Origin of the sequence: Saccharothrix longispora (assembly GCF_030852425.1) — a bacterium.
Classification (GTDB): domain Bacteria; phylum Actinomycetota; class Actinomycetes; order Mycobacteriales; family Pseudonocardiaceae; genus Actinosynnema; species Actinosynnema longispora.
Map to the genome: position 1 here is coordinate 119670 of NZ_NSDM01000001.1, position 23393 is coordinate 143062.

General features: G+C 73.6%; 16 protein-coding genes. 2 read left to right on the top strand and 14 right to left on the bottom strand.

The window, feature by feature from the left end:
• Positions 1-32: 32 nt before the first annotated feature.
• From CKY47_RS00600 to eccCa, 14 genes are all read right to left on the bottom strand, one after another.
• A complete protein-coding gene (locus CKY47_RS00600; RefSeq protein WP_306743601.1) occupies positions 33-497 on the bottom strand; it encodes a hypothetical protein in 465 nt (154 codons plus the stop codon).
• Positions 494-3337 (bottom strand): WXG100 family type VII secretion target, encoded by a 2844-nt coding sequence (locus CKY47_RS00605; protein ID WP_306743602.1) that lies wholly within the window; start codon positions 3335-3337, stop codon positions 494-496. Before CKY47_RS00605 ends, CKY47_RS00600 begins: the two co-directional genes overlap by 4 nt.
• Positions 3337-3609, bottom strand: a complete 273-nt coding sequence (locus tag CKY47_RS00610) for a hypothetical protein (RefSeq protein WP_306743603.1) — start codon at positions 3607-3609, stop codon at positions 3337-3339. The genes CKY47_RS00605 and CKY47_RS00610 overlap by 1 nt, the downstream gene beginning before the upstream one ends.
• A gap of 187 nt (positions 3610-3796) precedes the next feature.
• Entirely contained in the window at positions 3797-4030 is a 234-nt protein-coding gene (locus CKY47_RS00615; RefSeq protein ID WP_306743604.1) for a hypothetical protein, read from the bottom strand.
• 22 nt (positions 4031-4052) lie between these two features.
• Positions 4053-5387 carry a phosphoglucosamine mutase gene (glmM, locus tag CKY47_RS00620; RefSeq protein ID WP_306743605.1) on the bottom strand — a complete coding sequence of 445 codons (1335 nt, stop codon included), beginning with the start codon at positions 5385-5387 and terminating at the stop codon, positions 4053-4055.
• A 154-nt stretch (positions 5388-5541) separates the two neighbouring features.
• Positions 5542-6171: a 30S ribosomal protein S9 gene (gene rpsI / locus CKY47_RS00625; RefSeq protein ID WP_306743606.1), complete on the bottom strand. Its 630-nt coding sequence runs from the start codon at positions 6169-6171 to the stop codon at positions 5542-5544.
• Positions 6168-6611: a 50S ribosomal protein L13 gene (gene rplM / locus CKY47_RS00630; protein ID WP_306743607.1), complete on the bottom strand. Its 444-nt coding sequence runs from the start codon at positions 6609-6611 to the stop codon at positions 6168-6170. The genes rpsI and rplM overlap by 4 nt, the downstream gene beginning before the upstream one ends.
• A gap of 295 nt (positions 6612-6906) precedes the next feature.
• Entirely contained in the window at positions 6907-7197 is a 291-nt protein-coding gene (locus CKY47_RS00635) for a WXG100 family type VII secretion target (RefSeq protein WP_306743608.1), read from the bottom strand.
• A 73-nt stretch (positions 7198-7270) separates the two neighbouring features.
• Positions 7271-7582, bottom strand: coding sequence for a WXG100 family type VII secretion target (locus tag CKY47_RS00640; protein ID WP_306743609.1), 312 nt, complete (start codon positions 7580-7582; stop codon positions 7271-7273).
• Positions 7583-7716: 134 nt separating this feature from the next.
• On the bottom strand, positions 7717-8145 hold the full coding sequence (locus tag CKY47_RS00645) for a hypothetical protein (protein WP_306743610.1): 429 nt from the start codon (positions 8143-8145) through the stop codon (positions 7717-7719).
• Positions 8146-8210: 65 nt separating this feature from the next.
• Entirely contained in the window at positions 8211-10034 is a 1824-nt protein-coding gene (locus tag CKY47_RS00650) for a type VII secretion-associated protein (RefSeq protein WP_306743611.1), read from the bottom strand.
• A gap of 121 nt (positions 10035-10155) precedes the next feature.
• A complete protein-coding gene (locus CKY47_RS00655; protein WP_306743612.1) occupies positions 10156-12900 on the bottom strand; it encodes an AfsR/SARP family transcriptional regulator in 2745 nt (914 codons plus the stop codon).
• Positions 12901-12959: 59 nt separating this feature from the next.
• Positions 12960-15710, bottom strand: coding sequence for an ATP-binding protein (locus tag CKY47_RS00660; protein ID WP_306743613.1), 2751 nt, complete (start codon positions 15708-15710; stop codon positions 12960-12962).
• Between the two features lie 495 nt (positions 15711-16205).
• Positions 16206-20207, bottom strand: coding sequence for a type VII secretion protein EccCa (gene eccCa, locus CKY47_RS00665; protein ID WP_306743614.1), 4002 nt, complete (start codon positions 20205-20207; stop codon positions 16206-16208).
• A gap of 309 nt (positions 20208-20516) precedes the next feature.
• Between eccCa and eccD the strand changes: the two genes are divergently transcribed.
• Together eccD and mycP are read left to right on the top strand one after the other, a co-directional pair.
• Positions 20517-21911, top strand: a complete 1395-nt coding sequence (gene eccD / locus CKY47_RS00670) for a type VII secretion integral membrane protein EccD (RefSeq protein WP_306743615.1) — start codon at positions 20517-20519, stop codon at positions 21909-21911.
• A gap of 7 nt (positions 21912-21918) precedes the next feature.
• Positions 21919-23352 carry a type VII secretion-associated serine protease mycosin gene (gene mycP / locus CKY47_RS00675; RefSeq protein WP_306743616.1) on the top strand — a complete coding sequence of 478 codons (1434 nt, stop codon included), beginning with the start codon at positions 21919-21921 and terminating at the stop codon, positions 23350-23352.
• Positions 23353-23393: the final 41 nt, after the last annotated feature.

Consider the following 23393-nt stretch of genomic DNA (forward strand, 5'->3'; position numbering starts at 1 on the left):
CGGTCCTCAGTGGACCGGGGCCGTCGCGTGCCTCACGTCAACCAGCTCTGCCCGCCGAAGTCCTCGTCGTCCACCGGCGCGGGACGCCGGGGAGCCGGCCGCACCGCGGGCGGCGGCGGGGGCGGCGGAACCGGGGCCGCCACCGCGGGGAACGGCGTGGTCGGGGGCGTCGGCGCGGGCGTGGTCCACGCGTTGCCCGGCGCCGGCGCCTCGTAGGTCGGCTCGTCGTCCTCGGCACCGAAGCGGAACTCGCCCGGCTTCTTCTCCGTGGCGGCCTGCGTGCCCCAACCGCCGGCGGCCTTCCGGCGCGCTTCGGTCTCCTCGATGCGCTCGACGACCTTCTGCGCGACCCGCCCCTGCTTCGAGAAGCTGTCGGCGGCCTGCTCCTTGGCCTCGCGCGAACGTCGTTCCCGCAGCTCACGCCGGTCCGCGTGCTCCCGCGAGATCTCGTCCAGGCGGCTCTTGGCCGCGGCCAACCTCTCCGACGCGACGCTCATCGGCGCTCCTCACCCAGCACGCCCTGGACCCGGCTGAGGGCGACGTCGTCGTCGAACAGCGAGCCGGTCGTGCGCCACTGCCCGGGGCTGCTGCGCTCGTTGTCGCCGCCGCCGCCCTGCTGGCCGCCGGCGGCGGGCATCCCACCGGCCATGCCGCCCATCATGCCGCCGCCGACGGCCGAACCGGCCGGCTGGCCCGCGGTGCTGCCGTCGTGCATGGACGGCAGGGTCGCCGAACCGGCCTGCCCCGCCTGGGAGGCGTTGGTGTCCGCCGCCAGGCCCTGGTCGGCCGAGTTCGGGGCGCTCCACGTGCCGTCCGAACCGGACGACGAGCCGCCGAGCACCGAGTCGGCCCCGTTGAAGCCGCTCGGGCCGCCGCCGAGCACCGACGCGCCGGACGCGGACGTGGTGCCCTCGGTGTTGTACTGGCCGGGGCCGTCGAACGCGGGCCCGGCGACGAAGCCGCCACCACCGGGACCCCCGCCGAACCCGCCACCGCCGTCGAAACCGCCGGCGAAGCCCGGACCGCCGCCACCGGGCAGCGGGACGCCGGCGGCGGGCGTGGGCGCACCCGAGGGCTCGGTGAAGCCGCCCGCGAACCCGCCGCCCCCGACCGCACCACCACCGGCCGCACCACCACCGGCGACCGGCATCGGCGCGCCCTGGGGCTCGGTGAAGCCGCCGTCCGGAGCCGGCATCGCGACCGGCTCCGGCGCGGTGAAGGCGGGCGCGGGCTGACCGATCAGCGGCTCGGCCGGCGCGGGCATCGTGGTCACGTCGCCGGGCCGGTCCGCGCTCGGCAGGTCGGGCACGGCCGCCGCGTCCGAACCGGAGTCCGGGGTGTCCTCGCCGAACTCCACGCCGTACTGCTCCGGCGACCCGTCGCCGTCGTCCACGGTCAGGTTGATCTCACCGGTCAGCGGGTCGACCTCGGCCGTGATGGCCAGGCCGTCCAGCTCGATCAGCGCCTTGCCGTCCGCGCCGGCCTCGATCGGGATGGCACCGTCCGCGCCCGCTCGGCCGCCGTCCTCGCCCGCGGCGAACAGGGCACTGGCCGCGCCGGCCTGCGCCCCGCCCGGCACGCCGGCACCGGACGCCGGGGTCGCGCCCGCCGGCGCGCCGGCCGGCGCCGCGCCGCCGTTCTGGCCCATCAGGGCCTTCAGCGCGTCGGGGTTGTCGCTGAAGTCGACGTCGTAGGTCTTCGGCTCGCTCTGCGGCGTGTCGACGGTGATCCTCACGTGGCCGTTCGCGTCCGGCTCGGTGATCTTGATCTCGTTGTCGCCGCTCTTGATGGTGACGGTCTCGGGGTTCTCCTCCTCGCCCTTGAGGCCGTCGGGCTCACCGCCCTGCTGGTCGTCCGGCTTGCCGTCGCCGTCGAGGTCGTCGGGCTTGCCGTCCCCGTCGGTGTCCCCCGGGACCTTGATCTCGTCGGGCTTGCCGTCGCCGTCCTTGTCGAGCGGGTTCTCCGGCTTCGGGATCTCCGGCATGGCACCGCCACCGCCGCTCCCGCTGCCGCCACCGGGCATGCCGCCACCGGGCATGCCGCCACCGGGCATGCCGCCACCGGGCATGCCGCCGCCGGGCATGCCGCCGCCGCCCGACCCCGTGCCGCCGCCCGACCCCGTGCCGCCGCCACCGGTGCCGCCACCCCCGCCGGTGCCGTCGCCGCCCGTGCCGGTGCCGTCGTCACCCTGCCCCGACGAGGGCTCGGGGAACGGGCTCTCGAACTCGGCCATGTAGTTGGCGAGCGTGTCCCACTGCGCGTCGACGGAGGTCTTCGTCTCCGCGCAGCACTGCTTGAACTGCTCGTAGAGGCCCCAGAACTCGGTGTTGAACGAGTCCCTGATCCACTTCTTGCACTGGTTGATCGCGTAGTCGCGGTTCTCGTCGTTCAGCGAGCAGTCGTCGGAGTGGATGCGGTCCGCGATGTTGCTGCCGGTCTTCGAGTCGACCCAGCCCGCGATCTCCAGCACCCGGTCCTTGGAGTAGTCGCCCTCGCCGCGCGCGAACGAGACGACCTTCTCCGCCATGAACGTGTCCGCCTGGCCGATCTGCTCCCGGTACATGCCGAGCACCTCGTCGGCCTTGCCCTTGCACAGCTCGTACACGCCGCTGACGGCGGTGCGGGTCAGCTCGGCGGCCCCGTTCAGGGCGTCACCCAGTTCGGTGATCTTCGGCACGATGTCGCCGCTGTAGTGCTCCCGCGACGCCTGGGACGCCGCACCGTCCCACTCGCCGTACAGGGCGTTGAGCTGCGTGTCCACGTCCGACTTCATCTCGTCGACGCGGGACTTCGCGCTGCTGAACTCGTCGGCCTCCATGAGCAGCTTGTGGAAGTTGATCCCCCGCTGCTCGTCGTACGGCTTGTTGACGTGCTCGGCCATGTTCAGCGAGTGCGTGTTGCCGACGCAGTCGCCGGGCCGGTTGTTCCAGATGGGCTCGAACTTCTCGAAGACCTTCAGGCCCGCCTTGCCCGCGTCGAACAGCTCGTCGGACAGCTTCACACCGGTGCCGGCCGAGGTGGGGGCCTGCGAGCCGTCCAGGGACGCCTGCCCGTCCTCGACCGCCTTGGTCTGCTCGCGGGAGTTGTAGCTGTTGGACTCGCCCTCGGCCTTGGCCTCGTCGTAGCGGCTCTGGAGCCCGTTGTCCGCGGACGCGCCGTCGCCCCAGTTCCAGAAGCTGGAGGTGTCGTAGCGGTCCTTGTAGGCGTTGGCGTCGTCGGGGATGTTCCACGGCGCGGTGTCGGAGACGTAGGCGTGCATCAGCTCCGCCTTCTTGTCCTCCGACACGTTCGGGTCGTCGAGGACCGCCTTGACGTCGTCCCAGCTCGGCGTCGCCATCAGTACTGGCTCCCCACGTTGCCCGCGTTGGTGGACTCGACGTCGTCGTAGGTCGCGGCGCCGGAGCCGATCTTCCCGGCGAACCCGGCCAGCACGCCGGTCATGTTCGCGATGCCCTTGCCGAAGTTGTCGATCCCCGTCTTGTACTTGGCGAAGTGCTGCTGGTGCGCCTCGCCGAAGTCGCGGGAGATCGTCTCGGTCTGGCCGACCTTCTTCAGCTCGTCGGCCGTGTCCTTGGCGGCGTCGGAAATGCCCTTCGAGGCCTTACGCATCGCCTCGGTACTGGTGCCGTAACCGGCCACGGCGATCCACTCCCCTCCGTGGCACGACGGCCACGACCCTCTCAACCGACTCGCCCGGTACGACGCGGGCGTGCGGCTCGTGGTTCCCATCGTGGCAGCTCGCGCGGCTGCCCGGACACCTTTCCGGTCTCGTCGCACGCGTGGGCGACCGGGCTGGTCAGCCCTGCCGGGGCGGCTGCGGCGGCTGACCGGGCGGGTACGGCGGTGGGCCGTGCGGCGGGCCGGCCTGCGGCGGGCCGTACGGTTGCCCGTAGGGCTGACCGGGGTGCCCGTGCGGCGGCCGGGGACCGGGCCTGTTCCGGCCCTTCTTCACCAGCACCACCACGAGCACGACGACGGCGATCACCACCAGCGCGATGATCGCCATCGAGGCGTAGCCGAACCGCACCATGCGGACCCCCGGGCGTGAGGCGTCAGTGCACCGAGGAAACCACACCGGCGAGGCGCTGCGCGGCGGACTCGGCCAGCTCGTGCGTCGCCGCCTCCACCATCACCCGGACCAGCTGCTCGGTGCCCGACGGGCGCAGCAGCACCCGACCGGTGTCGCCCAGCTCGGCCTCCACGGCGGCCACGGCCTCCTTCACGGCGGCGTCCGTCGCCACCGCGGCCTTGTCGGCCACGACGACGTTCAGCAGCACCTGCGGCAGCCGGTGCATCACCGACGCCAGCTCGGCCAGCGGCTTGCCCGTCTCGGCCATGCGGGCCATCAGGCGCAGCGCGGTCAGCAGGCCGTCGCCGGTGGTGGCGTGCGCGGGCAGGATGACGTGGCCGGACTGCTCGCCGCCGAGGGCGAACCCGCCCGCGCGCAGCTCCTCCAGCACGTACCGGTCGCCCACCGCCGTGGTCCTCAGGGCGATGCCGTGCTCGCGCATCGCGATGTGCAGGCCCAGGTTGCTCATGACGGTGGCGACCAGCGTGTCGTCGGTCAGCTCACCGGATTCCTTCATGCCCAGCGCCAGCACGGCCATCACCTGGTCGCCGTCCAGGTCGTTGCCGTCGGCGTCGACCGCCACGCAGCGGTCCGCGTCACCGTCGTGCGCGATGCCGAGGTCCGCGCCGTGCTCCACGACGGCGGCGCGCAGCAGCGCCACGTGGTTCGACCCGACGCCGTCGTTGATGTTCAGGCCGTTCGGCGCGCAGTGCATCTCCACGACCTCGGCGCCCGCGCGGCGGTAGGCGTCCGGCGCGGCGACGGACGCGGCGCCGTGCGCGCAGTCCACGACGACCTTCAGGCCGTCGAGCCGGTGCGGCGTCACCTTGACCAGGTGCTGCACGTACTGGCCCTCGGCGTCCTCGATGTCGCGGACCCGGCCGATGCCGGCGCCGGTCGGGCGGTGCGGGCGCTCGCCCATCTTCTGCTCGATCTCGTCCTCGACCGCGTCGGGCAGCTTGTGCCCGCCCGCGGCGAAGAGCTTGATGCCGTTGTCGGGCATCGGGTTGTGCGACGCGGAGATCATCACGCCGACGTCGGCGCCCAGCGCGGCCACCAGGTGGGCCACGGCCGGCGTGGGCAGCACGCCCGCGCGCAGCACGTCCGCACCCGCCGACGTGAGACCCGCCACCACGGCCGCCTCCAGCATCTCGCCGCTGGCGCGCGGGTCCCTGCCGACCACGGCGACCGGCCGGTGCGACCGGTCGTGCTCGGCCAGCACGCGCGCCGCGGAAGCGGCCAGCGACAGCGCCAGCTCGGGGGTCAGGTCCGCGTTGGCGAGACCGCGTACGCCGTCGGTACCGAACAGGCGGGGCATGATCGCCGTGACCTCCACGTGAAGTGCGCAACACTGGGCTGGCGGAACGGACTGGCAGGACTCTCGCTGGAAAAAACACCGCGGGAGCAGCAGTTCGACGAAGAACGAAGAACTGGCTGCTCCCGCGGGGTGGTGCTCGCGGACCCGGGTGGGGTCAGCGCTTGCTGTACTGAGGCGCCTTGCGGGCCTTCTTCAGACCGTACTTCTTCCGCTCCTTGACCCGCGGGTCACGGGTGAGGAAGCCGGCCTTCTTCAGCACCGGGCGGTCCTCGGAGTCGACGGCGATCAGCGCACGCGCGATCGCGAGGCGCAGCGCACCGGCCTGGCCGGTGGTGCCGCCGCCGCGCAGGGTCGCGATGACGTCGAACGTCTCCGGCTTCTCCGTCGTCACCAGGGGCTCGCGGATGAGCTGCTGGTGCACCTTGTTCGGGAAGTAGTCGTCCATCGACTTCCCGTTCAGGGTGAACTTGCCGGTGCCGGGGAGGAGCCGCACGCGGACGATCGCCTGCTTGCGGCGGCCGACGGTCTGCGCGAGGTGGTGCGCACCCGCGTTCAGGGTGTGGCGCACGACGGGCGCGGCGTCGGTGTCCTCGGCGCCCTCGGCGTCGGCGTCACCCTCCGCCTCGACGGCGTCGGTGTCCTCGGCGTCGGTGGCCTCCGTGGCGTCGGCCTCGGTGCCCTCGACAGCCTCGGGGGCGGTCTCGTCGGCGTCGGTCTCGACGGCGTCGAGCTCGGCCTCAGGGGTCGTCACGTCGGTGTCCTCGGTCTGCTGCGGCTCGGTCACTGGCCGACCTTCTTGATCTCGTACGGCTGCGGCTGCTGCGCAGCGTGCGGGTGGTTCGGGCCCGTGTAGACCTTGAGCTTGCCCGCCATCGCGCGGCCGAGGCGGTTCTTGGGCAGCATGCCCTTGATCGCCTTCTCGACCAGCCGGTCGGCGCGGGTGTCGAGCACCTCGCCGAACGAGCGCTGGCGCAGGCCGCCCGGGAAGCCGGAGTGCCGGTACACGAACTCCTGGTCACGCTTCTTGCCGGTCAGCGCCACCTTGTCCGCGTTGATGACGATGACGAAGTCACCGGTGTCAACGTGGGGGGCGTAAGTCGGCTTGTGCTTGCCGCGCAGCAGCGTCGCGGCCTGGGTGGCGAGCCGACCGAGCACCAGGTCCTGGGCGTCGATCACGTGCCAGGCTCGGGTCACCTCGCCGGGCTTCGGGCTGTACGTGCGCACGGGTCTACCTCGTCGTCAACTTGCGTCTGGGGTCATTGCGGCGGTTGCTCAGGCCAGAGACCCCAGGTGGGCAGAGGACCAGAACACGAGGCGCGCATGGTGCACACCGGGTACCGCACAACAACGTAGGAAGATACCGGGTGGGATCGGGGCGGTCAAAACGGCCCCCGGTCAACCCGGTTCCGGAACCGCTCGCGGCCGTCGTCCGCGAGCGGCCGGGGTGGTGCGGGTCACACGTGCGCGGGCCCCGGGACCACGTGGGTCCCGGGGCCCGCGATGCGCGGTGGGGCCGGACTCAGCCCCAGCGGCCCTCGTTCTTCCGCTCCGCCGCGTTGTACGCGTCGTTCGCGGAGGCGACGGCGGTACCGATGGCGGCGAGCACCTGCTGGAGGCCGGAGGCCGACTCGTTCCACTTGGCCTGCGCCTGGGCGTACGCGTCGGACGACGCACCCTGCCACTGGGCGATGACCGGGTCGATGCGGCTCTTCAGCTCGTCGAGCTGCTGCTGCACCTGGCTGGCCTGGCCGGAGATGTCGCCGGCGGCCGTGGACAGCGCGCCGAAGTCAACCTTGATCTCGTCGTTCATGATTTCCCCTCGGAAGTCGTATCAAGCAGAAGAGGCATTGCCGGTGAATCAGAGGAAAACGCGGGGGAAAACATCAGCCGCCGAGGCGACCCATGATGTTCGACATCTCCGCGGCCTGCTCCTCTTCCTGCTGCACGTAGGTCTGCGTCGCGCCGCTGATCTGCTCGGCGATGGAGACGAGCGCCTCCTGGAGCTTCGCGGCGTCGGTGTTGAAGCGGTCCATCAGGTTCTTGAACGCGTCGGCCGCGCTACCCCGCCACGCACCGCTCACCGCGTCGATCGTGTTGCGGAGCTGGTTCAGCGTGGCCTGGGTCTGGTCGTTCACGTTCATGATGTCGGTAGCCGCGTTCTGGAGCTCCGGAACACCGGTTGCGTAACCGCTCATCGGGCGTGACCCCCTAGGTCGTCGATCAGGCGTTCTTGGTCCGTACGCCTCTTCCGACGCAGACCCTCCCACGAACGGTTCCGCCGTGTCGCGACTTCCTCCGAAGTAGTTGCGGTAGTAAACGCACCTTCGGGTCAGTAGAGGATTCGCGCTTGCGAAAAGTCCTCGTCATCGTCGGTGCGGGACGGGAGTTGGCCGCTGGGACCCGCTGCGGGACGAGAACCCGAGAACGGCGGCGAAGGAACGGGATTTGCATTCGCGTCCGTTTGCTCTCGCGATTTCCCGTCCGGCGGGGTGAGCAGTTCCACACCGGTGGGCAGTTCCTCGACCGGCAGCCCCCGGTGCTCGCGGAACCCGGTGGCGACGCGTTGGACGTCCTGGGACGTCGGGGCGTGCCCGTCGGGCCGCACGCGCCGCTCGCGCGCCCGCTCGGCCAACTCCCGGTTCCGGTCGCGCTGGGCGGCGGTCCTCGCGCCCGCCTCGGCTGCGGCGCGGCGGCCCCTGGTCACCGCCGCGTCGAGGTCCGAGCGGAACCTGGCCACGGCCTCCGAGATGCCGGTCATCACAACCCCCACGCGGTGTTCGGCCGGCCGGGGCGCGGCCCGGTCGCGGTCCGGCTGGTCACGGTCTAACCGGTCACGGTGAGCGTGCGCACGACCTGCTCGCACGCGGGGCGGACCCGGTCGCGCCCGTCCTCCGGGTACTGGCACCCGACGCTGACCTGGACCGAGCCCTCGAACAGCACGTACCACTCGATGGTCGCCGCGCCCGCCGCTTCCCGGTAGTAAACGACATCCTTGCCCGCGAAGCCGGCCGAAGCGTCGAAACCGGACAGGTTCGCGCCCTGGTCGTACAGCGTGCGCAGCTCGGTCTCGGCGCGGGCGCGGTCGGCGGTGGCGTCGTAGGCGAGCTTCTGCTCCTGCACCGCGATGACGTCCAGGTCGAGGTCCGCCGAGTCGGGCTTGAGCAGCACCTTCCGGGTCTCGACCTGGCCGCCGGTCTGCTGCCAGCCGACCGGCGCGGTGAAGCTGTAGTCGTACTGGGCGATCGTCTTGCCCGCGGCGGAGGACGTGGTGGTGGTGGTCGTGCTCGTCGGCTGCGCGGTGCCGCCGTCGCCGTCCCGGCTCAGCGCGTACGCCACGGACCCGCCGACGGCCGCGAGCGCGACCACGGCGCCGAGCACGACCAGCGGCAGGCGGTTCGGCCCGCGCGGCGGTGGCGGCGGTGGCGGTGGCGGGAGCGGCGACGGTCCGAAGTGGACGGGCCGGGGGAAGCCGGACGGCGGCGACGGCGCGGTGATCTTCCGGGTGATCTTGCGGGTCCGGTCGCCGGTGATCTTCTGCGTCACGTCGCCCTGGCCCGGCGGCGGGATCGCCCCGGTGCGCAGCGGGTCCACCCGCACGGCCCGCAGCGCGCCGCGCGCGACCACCGTCTCCGGCTGGTCGATGCTCGTGGGCACCACCCCGGACTGCTCCAGCACGAGCCGGGCCACCAGCGGGATGCGGCTCGACCCGCCGACGAGGAACACGCCCGCGAGCCCGCGCGGTTCCAGGCCGGCGTCGCGCACGGCCGTGACCACCAGCGCGGCGGCCCGGGTGAGCGGGGTGGTGACCAGGCGTTCGAGGTCGGTGCGGGTGACGTGCGCGTCGGGGAACGGCGGCGGCATCGGCACGTCGGTGTAGGCGTGCCGGGACAGCGTCTCCTTCGCGCCCCGCACGTCCTGCCGCAGCACCCGCCGACGCCGGCGGTCGATCAGCTCGCGGCCCTCGACGAGCTGCCGCCACGCCTCCGGGTCGCCGGGCGCGACGAGCGAGCCGATGTGCTCCAGCAGCGCCTGGTCGACGTCCGCGCCGCCGAAGCCGGGATCGCCCTTGGTCGCGAGGACCTGGAACGCCCCGCCCCGGCGGACCACCACGCTCGCGTCCGCCGTGCCCCCGCCGAGGTCGAGCACGGCCAGCGCCGCGCCGTCCTGGACGGCGTGCGACGCGGAGTGGAACACGGCCGCCGCGACGGGCTCCGGCACCAGCCGGACGTCCCGGCCCAACCCGCGCCCGGCCCGGAGCAGCACGCGGGTGCGGATGGCGCCCCAGTCGGCGGGGTGGGTGAGCACGAGCAGGTCGACCGGCGCGCCGCCCGCGACCCGCCGCGCCTCGTCCACGGCCCGCGCCAGCACGGCGCGCACCACGTCCACGACCGGCAGCACGGACGTGCCGAGCAGCAGTTCACCCTCGTCGACCCGGCGCTTCGGGTGGGGCTCGTAGCGAGCCGGGTCCACGGCCGCCTGCCGCTCCGCCTCCTGCCCGACGAACAGCGTCCCGTCGGCCGCGGCGAACACGGCGGAGGGCACGATCGGCTGACCGTCGACGACCACGACCTGCGGTTCCCGGCCGTTCAGCGACATGGCGACGCAGGTGCTGGACGTGCCGAAGTCCACCGCCACGTGCAAGGTCATCCGTCATCCCCTCGTCGGCCGGGGTCCGCCTGCCCGCATATGCATACCCCACGGCGCGGGCCGCCCGTCGGCTAACCCGGCGGGACGCGGGCGGGCGGCGGCCGGTGCGCCCGCGCCGCGGTCACCCGACGGACGTGCCGTGGGCGAGCAGGCGCTCGCCGGGCTCGCGCATCTCCGGCGCGCCCAGCTCGCGGAAGACGACGAGCGCGTCGCGCCAGTGGCGGCGGGCGGTGGCGGTGTCGCCGGCCGCGTGCCGGACGTCGCCCAGGCGGGTCAGCGCGAGCGCCTCGTTGTGGCGGTCGCCGACGGCCCGGCTGTGCTCCAGGGAGCGGTCCAGCGCGAGCGCCGCGGCGTCCAGGTCGGACAGTTCCAGGTGGATCAGGCCCAGGTTGGCGAGGTTGATGCCGGCCGAGTAGCGGTCGCCCGCGCCGAGGTTGAGGTCCAGCGCGCGTTCCAGGCACTCCAGCGCCCGCTCGCGCTCGCCGTCGGCGCGGTGGATCGTGGCGAGGGTGTCCAGCAGGATGCTCTCCCCCGGCCTGCCCTCCTGCCGGTGGCAGATCTCCAGGGCGCGCAGCAGGCAGTCGACGGCCAGGTCGTTGCGGCCGGTCGCGCTGTGCGCCATGCCGAGGTTGTTGAGGGCCTTGCGCAGGATGCGGTCGTCGCCGTGCGCCTCGCTCAGCTCCACGCACCGCGTCGAGTGCGCGATCGACTCGTCGAACCGGCCGAGCCTGCCGCACACGCTGCTCAGGTTGATGCGGGTCACCGTTTCCGCGTGCGCGTCGCCGAGGCGCCGGGCCGCCTCGACGCCCAGCCGGCCGAGCGACAGGATCTCGGCCCACTTCGACCGGGTGTTGAGGAAGTTCCACGAGACGGCCGACATCTGCGGCACGTACTCGCACCGGCCGCGGTCGGCGGCGGCGCGCGCCAGCAGCACGAAGTTCAGGTGCTCGGCCTCGAACCACGCGGTGGCGGCCTCGAACGAGTCGAACTCCTCCGGCCGCACGCCGTCGAGCACCGGCAGCCCGGGTTCGACGTAGTCCGACGTCATCCACCGCTTGGCCCGGTGGCCGGTGTGCAGGTACCAGTTGAGGGCGCGGTCGGCCGCCTCGTCGGCGTCGGCGTCCTCGGCGGCCGACAGCTCCGCCGCGTACCAGCGCAGCAGGTCGTAGGTGGAGTACCGGTCGGGGCCGTGCTCGAACAGCAGGTGCGCGCGGGTCAGCTCCTCGATCGCGGCGACCGCCCCGGGCAGCGGCACGCCGGCCAGCGCGGCGGCGGCGGGCGTGGACAGCGTCACGCCGGGGTGCCTGCCGAGCAACCGGAACAGCCGGGCCGCGGCCGGGCCCAGGTGCCGGTAGGACCAGGAGAAGACGTTGCGGACGCTCGCGTCCGGGTCGCCCGCGTCGAGGAAGTCGAGCCGGTCCTGCTCGTCGGCCAGCTCCTCGACGACCAGGCCGATCGGGAAGTGCGGGTTCACGGCGGCGCGCGCGGCCACCACGGCCAGTGCCAGCGGCAGGCCCGCGCAGTGCCCGACCAGGGCCTCCGTCGCGGCCTCGTCCCGCTCCAGGCGGTCCCGGCCGAGCCTGCGGGCGAGCAGGGTGCGCGCCTCGGCGTCGTCGAGCATGTCGAGGGTGAGCGGGTGGGCGCCCTCGGTGTCGCACAGCCCGGCCAGCCGGTCCCGGCTGGTGACGACGACGAAGCAGCGCGAACCGCCGGGCAGCAGCGGGCGCACCTGCTCGACGTCGCGGGCGTTGTCCAGCACGATCAGCAGCCGCCGGTCGCCGACCGTGTCCCGGTACAGCCGGACCTGGCCCTCGGTGGTGGCCGGGATGCGGGCGGGCGGGACCTCGAACGCGTCGAGGAAACCCCGGACGGCCTCGCCGGTCGGCACCGGTTCGCCGGTCGGGTCGAAACCGCGCAGGTTCACGTACAGCCGGCCGTCGGGGAAGGAGTCGGCGACCTGGTTGGCCCAGTGCACGGCCACCGTCGTCTTGCCGACGCCCGCCGTGCCGCTGATCACGACGAGCCCCGGGCCCGCCGCGCGCCGGGCGTGCGCGGACAGCTCGGCCAGCTCCTCCTCCCGGCCCACGAAGTGCGGGCTGCGCGCGGGCAGCAGGTGAGGCACGGCGACCGGCTCCGACCGGGGTGGCGGCGCGGGCGCCAGGTCGGGGTTGGCGATCAGGATGCGCTCGTGCAGCTCCCGCAGCGCCGGGCCCGGTTCGACGCCCAGTTCGGCGGCCAGCACCCGACGCGCGGCGCGGTAGGCGGCCAGCGCCTCGGCCTGCCGGTCCGACCGGTACAGCGCGAGCATCAGCTGGCCGTGCAGGCGTTCCCGCAGCGGGTGCAGCCGGACCAGCGAGCGCAGCTCGGCCACCAGGTCCCGGGCGGCGCCGGCGGCGAGGTCGGCCTCGACGCGGTGCTCCAGCGCGGCGGTGCGCTCCTCGTGCAGCGGCGCCACGTCCTCCGCGTGCAGCACGTCGGACCGCACGTCGGACAGCGGCTCGCCGCGCCACAGCGCCAACGCCTCGGCGTACCGGCCACACCGCACGAGCGACCGGAAGCGGTGCAGGTCGAGGGCGTCGGGGGCGACCTCGGCGACGTACCCGCCGGGCGCGGTGCGGACCACGTTCGCCGCGCCGAGCGCCTGGCGCAGCCGGGTGACGGTCATGTGCAGCGTGGCGCGGGCCCGCGACGGGTCGGGCGCGCCGCCGTCCCACAGCCGGGCCACGAGGTCGTCCACCGGCACGACCTCGCCCGCGCGCAGCAGCAGCGAGGCCAGCAGCACGCGCGCCTTGCCCGCGGGCACGGCCACCGGGGTCCCCGAGTACCGGACGGACAGGGGGCCGAGCACCCCGAACTCAGCAGTCAACGAGCCCTCCCCCACCAGCGACCCGTCCCGGAACGACCACCGCCAGTCTACCCGTGGGATCACCCGCCGTGACGGGCCGGCGACAGCCGGCTGACCTCCTCGCGCACCGCGGCGGCCTCCGCCGGGTCGAGGCCGTCGAACAGCTCCGCCGCCCGCTCCAGCGCGGCCAGGGCGGCGGGCACGTCGCCGCGGTCCCGCTCGGCGTGGCCGAGGCGGCGCGACGTGCGGGCCTCCTCGTCCTTCGCGCCGGTGTCGCGCCACAGCTCCACGGCCTCGCGGAACCGGGCCACCGCCTCGTCGTGCCGCCCGGAGTGGTGCAGCGCGTGGCCGAGGCTGTCCAGGGCGCCGGCCTGGCCGAACAGGTCCCCCAGCTCGCGGAACGCGGACAGCGCCTCCCGGCAGTGCGCCAACGCGGCGTCGTGGTCGCCGAGGAGGCTGTGGAACCAGCCCACCGCGTTCAGCGCGCCCGCCACGGCCGCCGGCCGCCCCGACCCGCGGAACAGCTCCAGGGCGCTCGCGCACTCGCGCAGCGAGTCCTCGTACCGGCCGCGCTGCTCGTGCACCGCGGCCAGGCCCCGGTGCGCGCGGGCGCGGCCGAAGTCGTCACCCAGCCGGGAGGACAGCTCCAGCGCCAGCCCGTAGTGCCGGGCCGCGCCGTCCAGGTCGCCGGTCTTGATGCCGGTGAGGCCGATGTTGCGGTGCGCCCTGACCTGCGCGTCGAGGTCGCCGAGCCGGAGGCCCGCGGCCAGCGCGACCTGCTGCGTGGCCAGCTGGTCGCGCCAGTGGCCCTGGCGCTGGAAGTACGTGGCGACCGTCCACGCGAGTTGCCACGCGTGCGCGTCGAACCCCTCCTCGTGCGCCAGCTCCACCGCACCGACCAGGACCGGGTGCTCGGTGGCGAACCACGCCAGCGCGGCGCGGTGGTCGACCGGCTCGACGGGGACCGCGCCCGGGCCGGCGGGCACCAGCGCGACGGGGTCGCGCTGCGGGTAGAGCAGCCGGTCGGCCCGGTCGGCGCTGTGCAGCAGGTGGTCGAGCAGCCCGCGCACGGCGGCGCGCCGCTCGTCCTCGTCGTGGTGCTCGCGCGCCTCGTCGGCGGCGTAGAGGCGGGTCAGGTCGTGGAAGGCGTACCGGCCGGGCGCGGGCTGGGACATCAGCCGGGACCGCACCAGCTCGCGCAGCGCCTCCTTCGCCGCCGGCGTGCCCACGCCCGCCAGGCTCGCGGTGGCGGCGGGCGTCACGTGCGGGCCGGGGTGCAGGCCGAGCAGGCGGAAGACCCGCGCGGTCGGCTCGCTCAGCCGGCGGCACGACCAGGAGAACACCGCGCGCGCCGCGGTGGCCGGGTCGCCGGCGTCCAGCGCGGCCAACCGGGTCCGCTCGTCGGCCAGCTCGGCGGCGAGCGCGCCCAGCGGCAGGTCCGGGTCGGCCGCGGCGCGGGCGGCGACGATGGCCAGCGCGAGCGGCAGGCCCGCGCAGTGCGCCACCAGGGAGTCGAGCGCGGCCGGTTCGGCGGCCCGCCCGACCGACCCGATCCGCCGCTCCAGCAGCGCCCGCGCCTCCGGCTCGTCGAGCAGGTCGAGCGACAGCGGCACGGCGCCCTCGCGCACCACCAGGCCGCTCAGGTCGTTGCGGCTGGTGATCAGCACGAGCGGCGCCGTGCCGCCGGGCAGCAGCGGGCGCACCTGCTCGCTGTCGCGCGCGTTGTCCAGCAGCACGAGGACGCGCCGGTCGGCGAGGACCGTCCGGTACAGCGCGGCCCGCGCGTCCAGGCCGACCGGGACCCGGCCGCGGTCCACGCCCAGCGCGTCCAGGAAGTGCCGGATCGCCTCGTCCGGCCGCACCGGGTCGGCGGTCGGGTCGTACCCGCGCAGGTCGGCGTAGAGCTGGCCGTCGGGGAACCGGTCGGCCACCTCGTGCGCCCAGTGCACGGCGAGCGCGGTCTTGCCGACACCCGCGGTGCCGCCGATCGCGGCGACCACGACGGTGCCCGCGTCGACGTCCAGCAACCCGTCCAGCGCGGCCAGCTCGGCGCGGCGGCCCACGAAGAACCCGGTGCGCGGCGGCAGCCGGCGGGGCGCGACCGGGCGTGGCGCCGGCAGTTCCCGGTGCAGCCGCTGGAGGTTCGGGCCGGGCTCGACGCCCAGCTGGTCGGCCAGCCTGGCGCGCAGCGCCGCGTACGCGGCGAGCGCCTCGGTCCGCCGTCCCGACCGCGCCAGGGCCGTCATCAGCAGGGCCCAGAACCGCTCCCGCAACGGGTGCCGCGCGACGAGCCCGCGCAGCTCCTCCTCCAGCTCACCGCCGCCACCGGCCTCCAGGTCGGCCTCGATGCGCCGCTCCAGCACCACCAGGTGCTCCTCCAGCAGCGGTGGCACGTCCTCGCGGCGCAGCACGGGCGACGCCACGTCCGCCACCGGCGTGCCGCGCCACAGCCGCAGCGCCGCCGCGTACTCGCCCCCCGCGGCCAGCTCGCGGAACACGTGCAGGTCCAGCGCGCCCGGCGGCACGTCCGCCGCGTAGCCGTTCGCGGTGGTGCGCACCACGTTCGCCTCGCCGAGCGCCTGCCGCAGGCGCGTCACGACCATCTGGAGCGTCGCCTTCACCCGGCGCGGGGCGGGCGCGTCGCCGTTCCACAGCCGCGCCACGAGGTCCTCGACCGGCACGGTCCGGCCGGCGCGCAGCAGGAGCGCGGCGAGCAGCGCGCGGGCCCGGTCACCGGGTACGGCCACCTCCCGGTCACCGTGCCGCACCTCCAGCGGGCCGAGCACCGCGAACCGGACTTCCGGTCTCCTCGGGTTCCGATAGGCAGCCACCCCGAATGTCTACCGCGACGGGCGGCGTGGCGCGCGTACGCCGACCGGGTCGGACCGGCCCACCGGGGGTGAGGGCGCCGTGAGCGGAGTGTGAGGAGCCCTCGGCACACTGGGACGTGCCCACCACCACACCACAACGGGCGGTGGGACCGCACCGGGGGGAGCGGTACCGGGACGCGGTGTGCCGTCGGGGAGCGGCACGCCGCTCCCGGAGCCGACCGGCGTCGGGGGGTCCGGGGTTCGGACGAGCCTCGTGTGAGCCGAGTGTGAGGGCCGTGCGGCACAGTGTGCGCAGGTCCACCGCGGGACGCGGGAACGGCGGTGAGGGGCACGGGGGGTGTCGCCGTTCGCGCTGGTGGGGGGCTGCCCCCGCGGGGGACCGGGACGGCCCGCGACCTGTTCGGCGATCGCCCGCCGGACGGGCCGCGGGCCGTACCCGTGCTCAGGCCGTGCGCGGGTGGGGGCCCCGCCGGGACCCCCACCGTCGGCGACGACTCACTCCGGGTCGATCCAGGAGACCTGGATGCGCTGTTGGCCGAACTTGCGGGTCACCAGCGTGCCCCGGCCCGGCGGCTGCGGCGACGGCTTGAGGTTGCCGACGACCGAGCCCTCCTCCTTCGAACCGGAACCGACCAGGAACGGGGCCGAGAGCTCCTTGAGCTTGCCGAGGATCGGGTCGAACAGCGCCCGGGACGCGCCACCCATGCGGCGGACCACCACGATGTGCAGCCCGACGTCCTTGGCCTGCGGGATGAACTCGGCCAGCGGCGCGAGCGGGTTCTGACCGCCCTGCGGCGCCACCAGGTCGTAGTCGTCGACCACGATGAACAGCTCCGGGCCCTTCCACCACGAGCGGTTCTTCAGCTGCTCCTGGGTGACGTTCGGGCCGGGCAGGCGGCCGGTCATCGAACCGCGGACGTCCTTGATCATGTCCGTGAGCTGGGCCGACGACACGGCGTAGGACAGCAGGTGGTCCGTCTCGATGTAGCCGAGCATGGTGCGCCGGTAGTCGACCAGCATGATCAGCGCCTCGGTCGAGGTGTAGCTGTTCATGATGCCGCGCACGATGGTGCGCAGCAGGTTCGTCTTGCCGGACTCGCCGTCGGCCAGCGACATGAAGTGCGGGTCGGCGTCGAAGTCCAGGTAGACCGGCGCCAGCGCGTCCTCGTTGACGCCGATCGGCACGAGGTGGCCGCGGTTCGGGTTGAGCTGCTGGACCTGGTTCATGAAGTCGGCGTACGGCAGCACGTCGGGCAGCAGGCGGACCTGCGGCGCGCGGCGCCCGCGCCAGGACGCGTTGACCTTGGCCATCATGTCCTGCACGCCGGCGGACACGCTCTCCGCGTCCGAGGACGCGTCGATGCGCGGCAGCGCGGTGAGGAAGTGCAGCTTCTGCGGCGACAGGCCGCGGCCCGGCCGGCCGGCCGGGATGTTGACGGCGACCTTGCGGTCCACGTCCGACTCGCTCGGGTCGCCGAGGCGCAGCTCGAAGCGGGTGCCCAGGAGGTCCTTCATCGCGGGCCGGATCTCCGCCCACCGGTTCGCCGACACGACCACGTGCACGCCGTAGGACAGGCCCTGCGCGGTGAGCGCCTGGACCATCGGCTCCAGCGCCTCGAACTCCTGCCGGAAGTTCATCCAGCCGTCGACGATCAGGAACGCGTCGCCGAACAGGTCGTCGCGGATCTCGCCGCGCCGCCTGCGGTTGCGGAACTCGACCATCGAGTCGATGCCCTGCGCCCGGAACCGCTGCTCGCGCTCCGAGATCAGGCCCGACAGCTCGGCCACCATGCGCCGCGCCTTGTCGACGTCCAGGCGGGAGGCGAAGCCACCGACGTGCGGCAGGTTCTCCATCGCGGCGAGCGTGCCGCCACCGAGGTCGAGGCAGTAGAACTGCACCTCCTCGGGGGTGTGCGTCAACGCCATCGACGTGATGAGGGTCCGCAGCATCATCGACTTGCCCGACTGCGGGCCGCCGACGACCGCGCCGTGGCCGGCCGCGCCGGAGAAGTCCGCCCACAGCAGGTCGCGCCGCTGCTCGAACGGCTTGTCGACCACGCCGAGGGGCAGCTGGAGCTTGCCGTTGGCGAAGAACCCGGGCGCGGTCAGACCGCGGTCCTCGGTCGCCTGGAGCGGCGGCAGGAGGGTGTCCAGCGACGGCGGCTCGTTCAGCGGCGGCAGCCACACCTCGTGCGCGGGCGGGCCCTGGCCCACCAGGCGCTCGACGATGACCTCCAGCTCGCTGGGCTCGTTGGAGTCCTCCTTCTTCTCCTGCTTGACCGGCTCGAGCGGCTTGACCGGCTCCTTGGGGATCTCGATGTAGTCCGGCACGAAGAAGCGCGGCCGCTTGTCGCTGGTCACCGGCGCGGACGGGCCCGCGACCTGGAGGCCGGCGGGCCGGTACGGGCCGGACACGTACAGCGCCTTGAACCGGGTCAGCGGCGAACCCTGCACGCCCAGGTAGCCCGAGCCGGGGATGGGCGGCAGCTCGTAGGCGTCCGGCACGCCGATCGCGGCGCGCGACTCGGCGGCGGAGAACGTCTTCAGGCCGATCCGGTAGGACAGGAACGTGTCCAGGCCGCGCAGCTTGCCCTCTTCGAGGCGCTGCGAGGCCAGCAGCATGTGCATCTGGAGGGACCGGCCGACGCGGCCGATCTGGAGGAAGATGTCGATGAAGTCCGGCTTGGCCGTCAGCATCTCGGAGAACTCGTCGATGCAGATGAACAGCGCGGGCAGCGGGTCGAGGTCGGCGCCGTTCTCACGGGCCTTCTCGTAGTCCCAGACGTTCTTGTAGTTGCCCTTGGCCAGGACCTCCTGGCGGCGCGACACCTCGCCGGCGATGGCGTCCTTCATGCGGTCGACCAGGGTCAGGTCGCCCGCCAGGTTGGTGATCGTCGCGGCGACGTGCGGGGCCTTGTCCAGGCCCAGGAACGTCGCACCGCCCTTGAAGTCGACGAGGATCATGTTGAGCGACGTCGACGAGTGCGTGGCGAGCATGCCGAGCACGAGCGTGCGCAGGAACTCGGACTTGCCGGAACCGGTCGCGCCGATGCACAGGCCGTGCGGGCCCATGCCCTCCATCGCGGCTTCCTTGATGTCCAGCTCGACCTGCTGGCCGTACTCGCCGATGCCGAACGGCACGCGGTAGCGGTCGCGCACCGGCCTCGGCCGCCACGCGCCCTGCACGTCGAAGGTCATCGGGTCGCCGGGGACGCCCAGGAACTCCAGCAGCGGCGGGTTGTTGCTCATCGACAGCGGGTCCTCGTCGCCGCCGCCCGCCTCCACGCCGCCGATCCGGTACGGCGACAGCCGCCGGGCCAGCGCCTCGGCCTCGACCACGCTCAGCCAGTCCGGCGAGCCGAACCACTCGACGCCGCTCGCGCTGCGCGCGCCGAGCTTGCCGTCCTCGATGACCAGCCGCAGGCCGCGGCGGGCGGTGAGGTTGCCCAGGGACTCGGACAGGTCGAGCAGCGTGACGCCGACCAGGCCCTCCTCCAGGATGATCTGCTCTTCCCGGGTGACGTCGCCGTCGTCGATCACGATGACGACGTGCGGCTGGTCGGCGGGCGGCGGCGCGTTGCGGGTGAACCGCTGGCGGTCGCGCAGCTGCTCGTCGAGCATCTGCTCGACCTCGGAGAGGGAGCCCGCCATCATCCGCATCTGGCCGATGCCGTCGACGATGTTCGGGTGCTGCACGTGCGGCAGCCACTTCATCCACTCCCACTCGGCCTTGGTGCGACCGGTGGTGACGACGGCGATCAGCAGGTCGTCCGGCGAGTGGAAGGTGGCCATCTGCGCGAGCAGGGCGCGGGCCAGGCCGCGCTTCTCCTCGATCCCGCCGAGCAGGCCGACGGCGGCGAAGCCGCGCAGCGCGATCGAGATCGGCAGGTCGGGCACCAGCGAGTGGGCGCGCACGAAGCGGCGCAGCGCCAGCGTCGCGATGGGCTCCAGCTCCTCGACCGGGCCGGTCTGCGGCGGCACCAGGCGGGTGGCCAGGCGCTGCGAGCCGCGGCCCGCGCGCAGGTGGCAGAAGTCCGGGTCGTTCTGCCGGCGCTCCCACATGCGCCGGGTCGTGGCCAGGGACCACAGCATCTGGGGGTCGGGGTGGACCCACTCGCGCTCGGCGCGCTGCTCGTTGGCGGCTTCGCGGGCGCGGTCGCGCATCTGGCCGAGGTAGCGCAGGTAGTCCTTGCGGTCCTCGTTCATCTCGGCCTTCTTCTGGCCCTTGCCCCCGCCCATGCCGCCGGCCATCATGCCGATGGTCGAGACCAGCATCATGCCGGGCATGATCATCGCAGCGGGGCTCCGCCCGCTGTAGCTGAACATCAGCACCATCATGCCGACGGACGACACGATCATGACGACGGGCATCGCCTTCATCATGATGTTGCCGGGGATGACGCGCGGCACCTCGGGTGGTGGTTCGAGGTGGACCTCACCGCCGGGCGGGCGGGGAGCAGCGAGGCGTGCCGTGCGCTTGAACTGCAGCGTGCTCACCTGAGAGGCACCTCTTCAAACTCGATCGAAAACACCTCTCGGCACGCGTGCGGGTGCGCGCGCCGACCAGTAGCAACCGACACTATTGCGCATCGAAACGACCCGTGGCGGTGGGTCCGGGAAATCCGCCGGCCGGAGGTGTTGCGCACGTGTTGTGCGGATCGGCACTTCCGGGTCATTCGGTGAGGCCATACTGGGTCCGCTCCCGCCGGGCCCGCTCCCGCCGGGGCGGCCGACGGGACCGCCGACCGGCCGAATAGGGTCGGGCGAGACCCACGGCACACACTCATCAGGACTTAGGGGGCGCTGGTGGCGACCGGTACGACGGTGTTCAGCCGGGTGACGGTGGTTGCGCCGCGAACGCGTATCGACGTCGCGCTGCCCGCCGACGTCGCGGTGGCCGACCTGCTGCCGATGCTGCTGGACATGGCCAAGGAGGCCACTCCGGACGGCGGCGTGCGGCACGGCGGCTGGGCCCTGGCCAAGCTGGGCGACAGCCCGCTCGACCCGAGCCGCACGCTGGCCTCGCTCGGCGTGGTCGACGGCGAGCTGCTGCAACTGCGCAAGCGCAACGAGAACCCTCCGCCGCCGCTGTACGACGACGTGGTGGACGCGATCGCCGAGTCCGACCCGGACAGCTTCCGGCCGTGGACGAAGGACACCGCGCGCCGCTACGGCCACATCGCGGGCGCGCTGTCCCTGATCACGGCCGCCGTCGCGGTCCTGCTGTCCGGTCCGCCGGCCGGCGGCGGCAGCCTCGGCCCGGCGATCAGCGCGGGCGTCGTGGCGATCGTCGCGCTGGCCGCGGGCGCGGTCGTCTCGCGCTCCTACAACGCGACCGGCACGGGTGTGCTCATCGCCGCCGCGGGCGGCCTGCCCATGGCGTACGTGGCGGGCCTCTACACCGTCCCGGGCCCCATCGGCCGGCCGAACCTGCTGCTGGCCAGCGCGCTGGTGCTGATCTTCGCGTCGGTGGCGATCCTGCTCATCGGCCGCGGCATCACGGTGTTCATCGCGGCCGCGACGGCGGGCGCGCTGAGCGGCCTGGCGTTCCTCGTCGGCATCTTCGTCGACCACCCGCTCCAGGGCATCGCGGCGGCCACCGCGGCCGTCTCGCTCGCGGCGCTGTCCACGCTGCCCCGGCTGACGATCCAGCTGGCCAAGCTGCCGCTGCCGACCGTGCCGGGCAGCGCCGAGGACCTCAAGGAGGACACCGGCTTCCCGGAGTACTCCGTCATCGAGCGCCGCACGGCCAACGCCCACGAGTACCTGACCGGCATGATCATCGGCTGCGGCGGCGTCGCCGCGGTGTTCGGCGTCATCGCCGCCTCCGACGGCACCGTCTGGGGCCCGCTGCTGGCGATCGTGGTGACCCTCGTCCTGCTGCTGCGCGGCCGCTCCTACGCCAACGGCGCGCAGGCCGTGGCGCTGCTGGCCAGCGGCATGGTGGCGGGCGCGGGCGTGCTGGTCGGCTGGCTCCTCGGCTCCACGCCCGGCGACCGGCTGCTGTACGTGTTCGGCACCCTCGTGGTGGTCGGCGCGCTGGCGCTGGTGCTCGGCGTGATCTTCCCCCACCAGAAGTTCTCCCCGGTGCTGCGCCGCACGGTCGACGTGCTGGAGGCCATCCTCATCGCGGCGGTGCTCCCGCTCGCCCTGGCGGTGATGGACCTGTACGTGGCCATGCGCCAGCTCATCCCCGCGTGAGGAACCGATGCGCATCCGCAAGCTCGCCGCGCTGACCGCGGTGGCCGTCACGCTGGCCACCGCGCCCGGCGTGCACGCGCAACCCGCCTCGACGGCCCCGCCGACCCGGCCGAACTCCCAGCCGCCGCCGGTCGACCTGGCCAAGTACCTGCGCCCGCGCGCCAACCCCCAGGAAGACGTCGACTACAAGCAGTCGACGCAGTGCATCACGTCCGGCACGGGCGACCGCGCCATCCCCAACAAGCCGTGGGGGCAGATGCAGCTGCGCCTGGAGGAGGCGCACCGCTTCGCCACCGGCAAGGGCGTGATGCTGGCGATCATCGACACGGGCGTCAACGCGGACCACCCGCGCCTGGCGGGCCGGGTCGTCCCCGGCGGCGACTACGTCGAGACCGAGCGGCGGGGCGTCTTCGACTGCGACGGCCACGGCACCGAGGTCGCGGGCGTCGCGGCGGCCAGCCGGGACGACGCCACCGGGTTCGTCGGCGCGGCGCCGGACGCCAAGGTGATGGCGATCCGGCAGACCAGCGACCACTACAAGTTCGAGGACCCGGCCAAGGTCGACAGCCGGGCGTCCGCCGGCAAGGTCGACACGCTGGCCAAGGCCATCGTGGTGGCCGCGTCGGACGGCGCGAAGGTCATCAACATCTCGCTGACCGCGTGCGCCCCGCCGAGCGAGCCGAGCACCGGCGAGCGCGAGTTGCAGGCCGCGATCAGGTGGGCGGTGGACGAGAAGGACGCCGTCATCGTCACCGCGGCGGGCAACATCGCCCAGGACAGCGGCTGCCAGGGGCAGAACGACAACCAGAACCCCCAGAACGTCAACGTGGTCGCCTCGCCGCCGTGGTACGCGGACGACGTGCTGGCGGTGGCCTCGATGAGCGAGAACGGCGCGGTGTCGTCGTTCTCGGTGTGGGGCCCGTGGATCAGCGTGGCCGCGCCCGGCGAGGACATCGTGACCCTCGACCCGGCGGGCAAGGGCCTGACCGACGCGAAGACCAACCCGCAGAGCGGCCAGCTGTCCCGCATCCAGGGCACCAGCTTCGCCTCGCCGTACGTGGCGGGCGTGGCGGCCCTGGTGCGCGAGCGGTTCCCGGACCTGAAGGCGCGCCAGGTGATGGAGCGGATCAAGGCCACCGCCCAGCACCCCGGCAACCCGAGCGGGCGCGACCACAAGGTCGGCTACGGCATGATCAACCCGGTCGCCGCGCTGACCGCCGAGCTGCCCGGCGAGTCCGGCTCCGCCATGTCGGCCGCGCCGACCCAGCTGATGACGACCCTCGACCCGCTCAACCCGCCGGACAGCACGCCGATGATCGTGGCGCTGGCCGGGACCGGCACGGGCGTGGGCCTGCTGCTGCTGACGCTGTTCATCGTGCACACGGTCAACCGCAACCGCGCCCGGCGTGCCGCCGTCCCGGTGAGGCGCTCGGCGCTCTGACCCGCCGGGTCACGAGACCGGACCACCGCGAAGGGCCGCCT